The sequence below is a fragment of the Micromonospora lutea genome (genome assembly GCF_016863535.1).
Lineage (GTDB): Bacteria > Actinomycetota > Actinomycetes > Mycobacteriales > Micromonosporaceae > Micromonospora > Micromonospora lutea.
Window position 1 is genome coordinate 41,951 of sequence record NZ_BOPB01000010.1, and the last position, 13,298, is coordinate 55,248.

General features: G+C 69.8%; 5 protein-coding genes and 1 riboswitch. Of the genes, 2 read left to right on the forward strand and 3 right to left on the reverse strand.

Annotation, left to right across the window (positions count from 1 at the left end; translation table 11 throughout):
* Positions 1–5: 5 nt before the first annotated feature.
* The 3 genes from thiS to thiE all read right to left on the reverse strand — a co-directional run bounded on the left by thiS (position 6) and on the right by thiE (position 2,010).
* Positions 6–206, reverse strand: a complete 201-nt coding sequence (gene thiS, locus Vlu01_RS10590; RefSeq protein ID WP_099849631.1) for a sulfur carrier protein ThiS — start codon at positions 204–206, stop codon at positions 6–8.
* Entirely contained in the window at positions 197–1,390 is a 1,194-nt protein-coding gene (thiO, locus tag Vlu01_RS10595) for a glycine oxidase ThiO (protein ID WP_203997187.1), read from the reverse strand. Before thiO ends, thiS begins: the two co-directional genes overlap by 10 nt.
* Positions 1,384–2,010, reverse strand: a complete 627-nt coding sequence (thiE, locus tag Vlu01_RS10600; protein WP_203997188.1) for a thiamine phosphate synthase — start codon at positions 2,008–2,010, stop codon at positions 1,384–1,386. The genes thiO and thiE overlap by 7 nt, the downstream gene beginning before the upstream one ends.
* Positions 2,005–2,114, reverse strand: a riboswitch (TPP riboswitch). It overlaps the preceding gene by 6 nt.
* Positions 2,115–2,460: 346 nt before the next feature.
* Here thiE and Vlu01_RS10605 point away from each other — a divergent pair.
* Together Vlu01_RS10605 and Vlu01_RS10610 are read left to right on the forward strand one after the other, a co-directional pair.
* Entirely contained in the window at positions 2,461–7,134 is a 4,674-nt protein-coding gene (locus Vlu01_RS10605; protein ID WP_203997195.1) for a ThuA domain-containing protein, read from the forward strand.
* 276 nt (positions 7,135–7,410) lie between these two features.
* Entirely contained in the window at positions 7,411–13,245 is a 5,835-nt protein-coding gene (locus Vlu01_RS10610) for a ThuA domain-containing protein (RefSeq protein WP_203997197.1), read from the forward strand.
* The last annotated feature ends 53 nt before the right edge of the window (positions 13,246–13,298 follow it).

A 13,298-nucleotide genomic window follows, 5' to 3' on the forward strand; every position in this document is an offset into this window, starting at 1 on the left:
CCGAGTCACCCGCCCTGGGCGGCGCTGAGCACCTCGACCCGGTCACCGCCACGGAGCACCGTCGCCGGCCAGCCGGTACGCGGCACCACCTCGCCGTTGACCGCCACTGCCACGCCCCGCTGCTGGCCGGTGACGTCGCGGACCAGATCGGCCACCGTCAACCCGTCCGGCAGGCTGCGCCCGGCACCGTTAACCGTCAGTTCCACGAGTCGACCTCCGTCGATGGCTGGAAGGTGTTGCCGACAGCGGTCGCAGCCACGACGCCCGGCAGGTTGGCGAACCGCTCCGGTCGGAACGGCGCGAGCAGCGGCGGAGAACTGCCGCCTCCACAGATCAGATCGGTGATCAGGTCTGCGGTGACCGGGGTGAGCACGATGCCGTGCCGATGGTGACCGGCGGCGACCAGCACGTCCGGGTGCCCCGGCAACGGGCCCAACATCGGGGCGTTGTCCGGCGTGCCCGGACGCAGCCCTGCCGAGGTCTCCACCAGGTCGTACTCGGCGATCTCGGGCAGCAGGTCGACGGCGGCCCGGAGCAGTCGCAGCACCGCTCCGGCGGAGACATCCAGGTCGGAGCGCTCCTCGACGGTCGCGCCGACGACCACCTCGCCGCTGTGCCGCGGCACCAGGTAGACCTGCTCGCCGTCGGCGTACCCCCGGATCACGTGCCGAAAGCCTGGCGGCGCGCCATCGGGCGCACGCAGCCGCAGCACCTGCCCCTTCACCGGACGGACCGGCAGGCCGGTCAGTGCCGCGACCCCGCAACCGGCGGCGACCACCGTCACGCCGGCGGTGACGTCGGACAGTCGGCGCACCGGCTCGGTGACCAGCACCGCTCCGGCCCGCTCCGCCGCCAGCCGCAGCGCCGGCACCAGCCGGCGCGGATCGACCTGATGGTCGGTGGCGGCGAGTGCGCCGCCACGCACCCGGGGTGCCAGCGCCGGCTCACGCTCGCGTAGCTGTGACGGGCGCAGCGGCGTCACCGGTAACCCCAGACCCTGCTGGTACGCCCAGAGCCGGCGTGCCTCCGCGAGGTCGTCGGCGGTGAGCCCGACCACCAGCGTGCCCTCGGTCCGGTAGCCGATGTCGGTACCGGCCGCCTCGGTCAGTTCGACGGCGAACTCGGGCCAGCGGCCGGCCGACTCGGTGAGCAGACCGGTCAGCTCCTGCTCGCCGAAGTACGCCTCGGCGACCGGCGCCAGCATTCCGGCGGCCACGTGCGAGGCACCTGACCCGGGCGTCGGGTCGTGCACGACCACCCGCAACCCGCGGGCGGCACACCGCCAGGCGATCGCCAGCCCTACCGGACCCGCCCCCACCACCGCCACATCCGGAGCAAGGAAGGGCACCTTGTTAACGCCTCCGGTAGAGGAAGGGCCCCTTCCTAACACGAAAGCCCCCGGAGCAGCTCCTCGGCGGCGCGGGCGGGATCGGCGGCTGCGGAGAGCGCACCGACCACCGCCACCCCGTACGCCCCGGCGGCCCGCAACGGCGGCACGTCCGCCGCCGTCACCCCACCGATGGCGATCACCGGCACGGCGACCGCCCCGGCCACCGCCCGTACGCCGGCCACACCGATCGGCGGCGGCAGCCCGTCCTTGGTGGTGGTGGCCCGGCACGGCCCCACGCCCAGGTAGCTCGCCCCGGCGGTGACCGCCGCGAGCGCGGTTGCCGGTTCCCGCGCGGTGGCACCCAGCACGGCAGCCGGGCCGAGCACCTGCCGGGCCGCCGCCACCGGCAGGTCGTCCGCACCCACGTGACCGCCGGCGGCACCGGTGGCCAGCGCCACGTGCAGGCGGTCGTTGACCAGGCAGGGCACCTCGTACGGCGCGCAGAGCGCCAACACCTCTCGGGCCAGCTCGTACGCCTGCCGGTCGGTCGCGGTGTCCTCGACGCGGACCTGCACCACCAGCTGGGTGCGGGCCACCGGCAGTACGGCACGCAGCACGGCGAGCGGGTCCCGCCCGGGCCGGGTGTCGGTGATCAGATGCAGTCGTCCCAGGGACGGCACGGCAACACTCCTCCCTGCGCCGGCATTACCCGGATCAGGTTCGACGGTCGGGGGCTCACAGCCCCCCTCTCAGCCCGGTGCACCGGGCTCCCGTGGGTTCGTTGGGTGTCACCGTACGACGTTTCGCCGGCTCCGCCAAGCCCGTCCCACACTGCCGGCCGGGGCGAAGACAGCCCTGTCATGCCGGCTCGCGACACCCTGCCGGGCCGAGTCACAGCGTTTCGGTGATCGAAAAATGGCACCGATATGCAGTGACTCGCACCAATAAGGTAACGGCTCGTTACTGAAACGTTACAAGGGTTCGCCTTGCTCGAACTTAATTCACGAACACAAATTGAATGATCGGATCGGCTTGTCGCCACCCAGACCTCGCTCAGGTATGGGCGCTCGGACCGACGGAGTGACCACCGCCGTCCACTCCGACCCGTCCCATCGACAGAGGAGATCTTCGTGCCCCGACACCGTCGGCGGCGAGCCCCGCTCGCCCCATTGACCGTGGCGCTACTCGCCCTCTTACTCGTCCTGACCGCCGCACCGGCCCCGATCGGCGGCCCCGCCGCTGCCCAGGCCGCCAGGACCGCCGTCCCCGTCGCCGCGGCGGCGGAGCCGTACTCCGTCCTGGTCTTCTCCAAGACCGCCGGATTCCGACACGACTCGATCCCGGCCGGCATCAGTGCGATCCAGCAGCTCGGCACGGCGAACGGGTTCACCGTCACCACCACCGAGGACGGTGCCGCCTTCACCGACACCAACCTCGCCAGGTTCAAGGCGGTCATCTGGTTGTCGACCACCGGTGACGTGCTCAACGCCAGCCAGCAGGCGGCGTTCGAGCGCTACATCCGTGCCGGTGGCGGATACGTCGGCGTGCACGCCTCGTCCGACACCGAGTACGACTGGGCCTGGTACGGCCAGTTGGTCGGTGCCTACTTCAACAGCCACCCGGCCAACCAGACGGCCACCGTGAAGGTCGAGGACACCACCCACGAGTCGACCCGGCACCTGCCGGACCGGTGGTCCCGTTTCGACGAGTGGTACAACTTCCGCACCAACCCCCGCGCCCGTCAGGTGCAGGTGCTGGCCTCGCTCGACGAACGCAGCTACAGCCCGGGCAGCGGGGCGATGGGCCACGACCACCCGATCGCCTGGTGCCAGAACTTCGACGGTGGCCGGTCCTGGTACACCGGCGGCGGACACACCCAGGAGTCCTTCACCAACGCCGAGTTCCGGCAGCACCTGCTCGGTGGCATCCAGACCGCCGCCGGGGTGGTACACGCCGACTGTGGCGCCGGACGGGCCGCCAGCTTCGAGAAGGTGACGCTGGACAGCAACACCAGCAACCCGATGGAGTTGGACATCGCGCCCGACGGCCGGGTCTTCTACATCGAGCGCGACGGCCGGGTGCAGATCATCAAGCCGGACACCGGCCAGACGGTCACCGCGCTGCGGCTGAGCGTCTTCGCGGGCAACGAGGACGGGCTGCTCGGCATCCGGCTCGACCCCAACTTCGCCAGCAACGGGTGGATATGGCTCTACTACGCCCCGAGCGCGGGCGGCTCCCGCAACTACCTGTCCCGGTTCACCGTCACCGGTGACACGATCAGCACGTCGAGCGAGCGGGTGGTCCTGGAGGTGCCCACGCAGCGCAACACCTGCTGCCACATGGGCGGGACGATGACCTTCGACTCGGCCGGCAACCTCTACCTGGCCACCGGGGACAACACCAACCCCTTCGAGTCCAGCGGGTACAGCCCGTTGGACGAGCGCTCCGGGCGGGCGGACTACGACTCGCAGCGCACCGCCGGCAACACCAACGACCTGCGTGGGAAGGTGCTCCGGATCCGGCCGCAGGCCGACGGAACGTACACCATCCCGAGCGGGAACCTGTTCGCCCCGGGCACCGCGCGGACCCGGCCGGAGATCTACGCGATGGGCCTGCGCAACCCGTTCCGGATCGGCATCGACCCGGTCACCAACGTGCTCTACGTCGCCGACTACGGCCCGGACGCCACCACCGCCAATGCCAACCGGGGCCCGGAGGGCCTGGTCGAGTGGAACATCGTCGACCGGCCCGGCAACTTCGGCTGGCCGTACTGCCACGGCAACAACCAGGCGTACAACGACTACCAGTTCCCGTCCGGCCCGAGCGGGGCGAAGTTCGACTGCGCCGCGCCGGTGAACAACTCCCCCAACAACACCGGCCTGACCAACCTGCCGGCGGCCATCCCGGCCACAGTCGACTACGGCTACGGCGGCAACAGCCGCTTCCCGGAGATCGGCGGCGGTGGAGCGCCCATGGCCGGTCCGGTCTACCGGTACGACCCGAACATCTCCTCCAGTCGCCAGTGGCCGGCGTACTTCGACGGCAAGTCGATCTTCGGCGAGTGGAACCAGTCGCGGATGTACACCATGCAGGTCAGCCGGGACGGCAAGACACTCGTCGACATCAACCGGATCCTCGACCAGATGACCTTCGTCCGGCCGATGGACATGGAGTTCGGCCCCGACGGCGCGTTGTACCTGATCGAGTGGGGCAGCGGCTTCGGCGGCGACAACGACAACTCCGGGGTCTACCGGATCGACTACACCGCCGGTGCCCGCGCCCCGGTCGCGGTCGCCTCGGCGAACCCGACCTCCGGAGCGCCACCGCTCGCCGTCACCTTCTCCAGCGCCGGCTCCCGCGACCCCGACGGCGGAGCGCTCACCTACGCCTGGACGTTCGGCGACGGCGGCACCTCCACCCAGGCCAACCCGACCCACACGTACGCCCGGTCCGGCAGCTACACGGCACAGCTCCGGGTCACCAACCCGGCGGGACGGACCGCGGTCGCGAACGTGCCGATCACCGTCGGCAACACCGCACCGACCGTCACCATCGAGTTCCCGCCGGACGGCGGCTTCTTCGCCTGGGGTGACCAGGTCGCCTACACCATCAAGGTGACCGACCCGGAGGACGGCACGATCGACTGCGACGACGTCGAACTCCAGGTCCTCCTCGGCCACGACGAGCACGCCCACCCGCTGGAACGGCACACCGGCTGCACCGGCACGGTGCAGACCCAACTCGCCGACGGCCACGGAGCGGACGCCAACGTCTTCACCGTGCTGGAGGCGACCTACACCGACCGGGGCGGAGCCGACGGGGCCGAGCCGCAGACCGGCCGGGCGTTGAAGATCCTTCAGCCCAAGCGCAAGGAGGCCGAGTACTTCTCGGCCACCGGCCGGGTGGCGGGCGCCACCGGAGGTGGCACCGCCGGGGTGCAGCGAGAGACCACCGGGGACACCGCCGGCGGCGGGCAGAACATCAGCTTCATCGAGGACGGCGACTGGTGGTCGGTCGATCCGGCCAGCCTGACCGGCATCACCTCGGTCCGGTTCCGGGTCGCCTCGGCCACGTCCGGTGGCCGGATCGAGGTCCGCGCCGGAGCCGCCGACGGGCCACTGATCACCACCGCCACCGTGGCCGGCACCGGGGGGTGGCAGACGTACACCGACGTCACCGCGCAGATACCGAACGGCGCCGCCGCAGAGGGCAAGCTCTTCTTCGTCGCCCGCGACCCGAACCGGGGCTCCGGCACCCTGTTCAACGTCAACTGGATGGACTTCGTCGGCCCCGGGGTGAGCGGCAACGCCCCACCGACGGTCACCGCCACGGCCACCCCGACCAGCGGGACCGCACCACTGGCCGTGACCTTCACCGGTACGGCTACTGACCCGGACGGGGACACGCCCCTGACGTACGCCTGGGACTTCGGTGACGGTGCCACCGCGACCACGCTCAACGCCACCCACACGTACACCACGCCGGGCAGCTACACCGCGACCCTGACGGTCACCGACAGTCGGGGTGCCCGGGGGCAGGCCAGCGTGCAGATCCGGGTCGACGGGGCGGACAACCCCTGCCAGGCCGAGCAGGGGCCGCAGCGGTCCGACGAGTTCACCGGCAGCGCGTTGGATCGCCAGCGGTGGACGAGCGTGGTACGGGAGGACCAGTCGTACTCGGTCTCCGAGGGTTCGCTGCGACTGCTCACCTCGGCGGGTGACCTGTACGGCACCCGCAACGACGCCACCAACCTGGTGCTCCAGCCCGCGCCCGGCGGGGCCTGGCAGGCGACCACCCGGGTCACCCTGGCGGCCCGGGCCGACTACCAGCAGGCCGGTCTGATCCTCTACGGCGACGACGACAACTACGCCAAGCTGGACCTGCTCTACGGTGGCAGCCGCCGGGTGGAGTTCATCAGGGAGAGCGCCGGGACGCCGCGCAACGAGAGCACGGATTCCACGGCAGCTCCCACCGGTGACACCATCCATCTGCGACTGACCAGCGACGGGACGAATCTGACCGCCGCCTACTCGACCGACGGGCAGACCTTCACCCCGGTCGGCCGGTCCGCCACGCTGGCCGGGATCACCAACCCCCGGATCGGCCTCTTCGCCCTCAACGGCGGCACCACCGCGCCGGTGGTGAACGCCGCGTTCGACTGGTTCCGGGTCACCCCGGAGGTCACCACGGCAGTCGTCGCACCGTCGGACGAGTTCACCGGCGGCAGCCTGGAGAAGTGCCGGTGGAACGCCATCGTGCGGGAGGATTCGACCCGGTACCGGGTGACCGACGGCTCGTTGCGCATCGACGTGCCGAACGGTGACATCTACGGCACCGGCAACACCGGGCCGACGAACTTCATCCTGCAGAACAGCCCGGCCGGGAACTGGACGATGCAGACCCGGGTCGACGGCAGTCTGTTCAACGAGCAGTACCAGCAGGCGGGTCTGCTGGTGTACGCCGACGACGACAACTACCTGAAGTTCGACTACGTGACGGACAACGCGGCCGGTCAGACGGTCTCGCGGCGGATCGAGTTCCGCAGCGAGATCGGCGGAACGGTGCAAAGTACGCAGCCGCAGGCGACCGGCCTGACCCAGGGGATCTGGCACCTGCGGGTGTCGCGTAGCGGAAGCACCTTCACCGCCGCGTACTCGGCCGACGGCACGAGTTGGACGACCCTGGGGACGTTGACGAGCACCGCGGTCGGGACGACTCCGAAGGTGGGTCTGTTCACTCTCGGTGGCAACCAGACCGCCTCGAAGACGGCCGCGTTCGACTACTTCCGGCTCACGCCCGGGTAGTTGGTCGACATCGCCGGCCCGTACCTCCGCCGGAGGTGCGGGCCGGCGCTCGCGGCGCTTTGGACGGACTGTACGGGAATGTCGCCCGTATTTACTGAAACGTTATACATCGAAGCCTTGCCATAAATCGTTTTAACCGAAATAAATTGTTTAGCGACTCGACATAATGCTGGGACGGACACCATTCGGCACGGTGGCCGGACCAGCTCCACCTGGGACGGTCTTCGGCGAGCCGGCCCCCGCGACTCACGTCCAACAAGGACAGAGGAGACCGGAGTGCTCCGAACACCCCGTGCCCGCGTACCCATCACCGCCGCGCTACTCACCCTCGGCCTCGCCGCGACCGGCCTTGTCGGCGTTCCTGCCGCCCAGGCCGCGCCGAGCACCGAGACCATGGCGCAGCGCGCACCCGTCCAGCAGGTCCAGCCCGCAGCCGCGGCCGACGACTTCGCGGTCCTGGTCTTCTCCAAGACCGCCGGTTTCCGCCACGACTCCATCCCCACCGGCATCGCCACCATCCAGCAACTCGGTGCGGAGCACGGTTTCACCGTCGACACCACCGAGGACGGCGCCGCCTTCACCGATGCCAACCTCGCCCGCTACCAGGCGGTGATCTGGCTCTCCACCACCGGTGACGTGCTCAACACCGACCAGCAGGCCGCGTTCGAACGCTACATCCAGGCCGGTGGCGGCTACGCCGGCATCCACGCCGCCTCCGACACCGAGTACAACTGGGCCTGGTACGGCGAACTGGTCGGTGCGTACTTCAACAGCCACCCGGCCAACCAGACGGCCACCGTCAAGGTCGAGGATCCGGCGCACCCCTCCACCGCCCACCTGCCGGAACGCTGGTCCCGGTTCGACGAGTGGTACAACTACCGCACCAACCCGCGTGGCGCGGTGCACGTGCTGGCCACCCTCGACGAGAACAGCTACAACCCGGGTTCGGGCGCGATGGGGCATGACCACCCGATCGCCTGGTGCCAGGACTACGACGGCGGTCGCGCCTGGTACACCGGCGGCGGCCACACCCACGAGTCGTACGCCGAACCGAACTTCCGCACCCATCTGCTCGGCGGCATCCGCACCGCAGCCGGGAGCGAGGGAGCCGACTGTGGGGCGTCGCTGACCGCCAGCTTCGAGAAGGTGACGCTGGACAGCAACACCAGCAACCCGATGGAGCTGGACATCGCCCCCGACGGCCGGGTCTTCTACATCGAGCGCGACGGCCGGGTCCAGATCATCAAACCGGACACCGGCAACACCGTCACCGCCATCGACCTCGACGTCTTCACCGGCAACGAGGACGGCCTGATCGGCATCCGGCTCGACCCGAACTTCGCCACCAACAACTGGGTGTACCTCTACTACGCCCCGAACGACGGGATCGCGCGTAACCTGCTGTCCCGGTTCACCGTCTCCGGCGACACGATCGACCCGGCGAGCGAGCAGCAGGTGCTGCGGGTCGACACGCAGCGCAACACCTGCTGCCACGCGGGCGGGACGATGGTCTTCGACTCGGCCGGCAACCTCTACCTGGCCACCGGAGACAACACCAATCCGTTCTCGTCGGACGCGTACACCCCGATCGACGAGCGGCCCGGCCGCGCCGACTACGACGCGCAGCGCAGCTCCGGCAACACCAACGACCTGCGCGGCAAGGTGATCCGGATCCACCCGGAGGACGACGGGACGTACACCATCCCGGAGGGCAACCTGTTCCCGCCGGGCACCGAGAAGACCCGTCCTGAGATCTACGCGATGGGCTTCCGGAACCCGTTCCGGATCGGCATCGACCTCGCCACGAACGTGCTCTACGTGGCCGACTACGGGCCGGACGCCAACTCCGCCAACCCGAACCGGGGCCCGGAGGGCCTGGTCGAGTGGAACATCGTCGACCGGCCCGGCAACTTCGGCTGGCCGTACTGCCACGGCGCCAACAAGGCGTACAACGACTACCAGTTCCCGTCCGGGCCGAGCGGCGCCAAGTTCGACTGCGCGAACCTGGTCAACGACTCGCCCAACAACACCGGCCTGACCAACCTGCCGCCGGCCATCGCGGCCACCGTCGACTACGGCTACGCCGCCAACCCGCTCTTCCCCGAGATCGGTGGCGGCGGCGCGCCGATGGGCGGCCCGGTCTACCGGTACGACGCCGACCTCGACTCCAACCGCAAGTGGCCGGCGTACTTCGACGGCAAGGCGCTGCTCGGTGAGTGGAACCAGTCGCGGATGTACACCATGCAGGTCACCTCGGACGGCAAGTCCCTGGTGGACATCAACCGGCTGCTGGACGGGATGAGCTTCATCCGGCCGATGGACTTCGAGTTCGGCCCCGACGGCGCGCTCTACATGATCGAGTGGGGCAGCGGCTTCGGCGGCAACAACGACAACTCCGGCGTCTACCGGATCGACTACATCGCCGGTGACCGGGCCCCGATCGCGGTGGCCAGCGCCGACCCCACCTCCGGGCCGGCACCGCTGACCGTCAGCTTCTCCAGCGCCGGGTCCCGTGACCCGGACGGCGGTGCGCTCACCTACGCCTGGACGTTCGGCGACGGCGACACCTCTGACGAGGCCAACCCCACCCACACGTACGCCTCGGCGGGCAACTACAACGCCCAGCTCACTGTGACCAACCCCAAGGGGCGCACCGCGGTGGCGAACGTGCCGGTCACGGTCGGCAACACCGTACCGACGGTCACCATCGAGTTCCCGCCGGACGGCGGCTTCTTCGACTGGGGTGACCAGGTCAAATACACCATCAAGGTGACCGACCCGGAGGACGGCGAGATCGACTGCGACGACGTCGAACTCCAGGTCCTCCTCGGCCACGACGAACACGCCCACCCGCTGGAGCAGCACACCGGCTGCGAGGGCGTGGTGCAGACCCAGCTCGCCGCCGGGCACGGCGCCGAGGCGAACGTGTTCACCGTGCTGGAGGCGACCTACACCGACAAGGGCGGCTCCGGTGACGCCAACCCGCTCACCGGTCGGGCCCTGGAGATCCTCCAGCCCAAGCGCAAGCAGGCCGAGTACTACTCCAACACCGGCCGGCTGGCGGACGGCGTCGGCAGCGGTGACCCGGGAGTGGGCAAGGAAGCCAGCGGCGACAGCGCCGGCGGTGGTGACAACATCGGCTTCATCGAGGACGGCGACTGGTGGTCGATCGAGCCGGCGAGCCTGACCGGCATCGAGTCGATCCGGTTCCGGGTGGCCTCGGCCAACTCCGGCGGCCGACTTGAGGTCCGCGCCGGTGCCGCCGACGGTCCGCTGGTCACCTCCGTCGTCGTACCGGGCACCGGAGACTGGCAGGCGTACACCGACGTCACCGCGGAGGTGCCGGCGGAGGCCGACTCGAACGGCAAGCTGTTCTTCGTCGCCCGTGACCCGGCCGGCGGCACGGCGAGCCTGTTCAACGTCAACTGGATCGACTTCCTCGGCAAGGGCGTGACCGACAACGCGCCGCCGGTCGTCACCGCCACCGCCACGCCGACCACCGGCACCGCGCCGCTCACCGTCGCGTTCAGCGGTACGGCCACCGACCCCGAGGGCGACACCCCGCTGACGTACGAGTGGGACTTCGGTGACGGTGACACGGCCGACACGCTGAACGCCGAGCACACCTACGCCGCGCCCGGCAACTTCACCGCCACCCTGACGGTGACCGACAGTCGGGGTGCCCGGTCGTACGCCACCGTGCCCGTCCGGGTCGAATCGCCGAACACCTCCTGCCTCGGGGCACGTTCGGACAACTTCGACGGCGACACGCTCAACCGCGACCGGTGGAGCAGCGTGGTGCGGGAGAACCAGCTCCTGTCCGTCTCCGACGGCGCGCTGCGACTTCCCACCGAGGCCGGTGACCTCTACGGCAGCCGCAACGACGCGACAAACCTGGTGCTCCAGCCCGCGCCGACGGGTGCCTGGCAGGCGACCACGAAGGTCACTGTCCCGGTGACGGCCACCTACCAGCAGGCCGGTCTGATCGTCTACGGCGACGACGACAACTACGCCAAGGTCGACCTGCTCTACAACGGCAGCCGGCGGGTGGAGTTCCTCCGGGAGACTGCCGGCACACCGCGCAACGACAGTGACGACAACGTCGCCGCGCCCGAGGGTGACACCGTCTACCTGCGGATCAGCAGCGACGGCACCAACCTGACCGCGGAGATGTCGGCCGACGGGCAGACCTACAGCCCGGTCGGGCGCTCCGCCGAGCTGGCCGGCATCGAGAACCCGCGGATCGGCCTGTTCGCCCTCAACGGTGGCACCGACGCCCCCGTCGTGGATGCCGCGTTCGACTGGTTCCAGGTGGTGCCGGACGAGCCGGCCGGGCCGGTCGACCCGTCCGACGACTTCGACGGAATCTCGCTGGACAAGTGCCGGTGGAACGCGATCCTGCGGGAGGACCCGAGCGCCTACCGGGTCAGCGGTGGGAAGCTCTACGTCGACGTGCCCAACGGTGACATCTACGGCACCAACAACACCGATCCGACGAACTTCATCCTGCAGAACGCCCCGACCGGCGACTGGACGATGGAAACCAAGATCGACGGCAGTCTGCTGGACGAGCAGTACCAGCAGGCGGGTCTGATCGTGTACGGCGACGACGACAACTACCTCAAGTTCGACTTCGTCGTGGACAACCAGGCCGGCCAGCCGGTGTCCCGGCGGATCGAGTTCCGCAGCGAGATCGACGGATCGATCCAGGATCCCCAGCCGGGGGCGGAGAACCTGACCTCGTCCGAGTGGTACCTGCGGGTGTCGCGCGCCGGTGACACCTTCACCGCGTCGTACTCGGCGGACGGCACCACCTGGACGGCGTTGACCGAACTGGTCAACGCGGCCGTGGGGGCGACCCCGAAGGTGGGCGTGTTCACCCTCAGCGGCAACCAGACCGCCTCGAAGGTGGCGTCGTTCGACTACTTCCGGTTCTCCGCGGAGGAGGTGCCGAGCGACACCGTGGCGCCGGTGACCACCGCCGAGGTGTCCGGTACGCCGGTCGACGGCTGGCACGCCGGTCCGGTGACCGTCACGCTCTCCGCCACCGATGCCGACGGCGGCAGCGGGGTGGCCCGCACCGAGTACCAGCTCGGTGAGGCCACCGAGTGGACCACCTACACCGACCCGGTGCAGGTGACCGGGGACGGCGAACACGAGCTGCGGTTCCGTTCCGTCGACGAGGCCGGCAACGTGGAGGAGACCAAGACGGTAACCGTCAAGATCGACACCACGGCACCGGTCAGCACCGCGACGTTCGCTCCGGCGAACGACGAGGGTTGGCATGACGGCGCCATCCCGGTGGTGCTCACCTCGACCGATGCCGGTTCCGGGGTGGAGCTGCTGGAATGGTCGCTCGACGGCGGTGACTGGACGCCGTACACCGACCCGGTGGAGATCAGCGGTGACGGCCTCCACGAGTTGCTGTACCGAGCCACCGACAAGCTCGGCCACGTGGAGACGTTGAAGTCGGCGGTGGTACGCATCGACGGCACGAAGCCGACCCTGCTCGTCTCCGGCATCGCCGACGGCCAGCTCTACGGCGACAGCCAGGACGTGCGGGTCTCCTGGCAGGCGGTCGACCCGACCTCCGGCATCGCCACCGTGGTCGGCACGCTCAACGGCCGGCCGTACGCCAGCGGCACGCTTCAGGCGATGTACGAGCTGCCGTTGGGCCTGCACGAGCTGACCGTGACCGCGACCGACAAGGCGGGTAACGCCACCACCACGTCGGTCCGGTTCTTCGTCACCACCTCGTTCCGGGACATGCAGAACCTGCTGGACCGGTTCAAGGTGACCGGACGCCTGTCGAACAAGGCGTACGACCAGTTGTCGAAGCGGCTGGGCAACGCCCGTACGGCCGAGGCGGCTGGCAACGACAAGCGGGCGATCAACCAGCTCACCGCGTTCCGGACGCTGGCCGGCGACGCCACGCTGGTCGGCGAGGCGGAGATCCGGGACACCCTGGTCCGGGACGCCGACGCCATGATCACTCGGCTCGGCGGCACGGCCAGCACGGCGGGCGTCAAGGCTAACGACGGCAAGTCCGTCAAGGGCGCCGGTCGCCTCGGCGAGGATCCCACCCGGCTCGCCCCCGGTCGTCGCCTGTGATCCATGGGCCCCGTCCGGTCTCGACCGGACGGGGCCCGACGGCCGCGGCACAC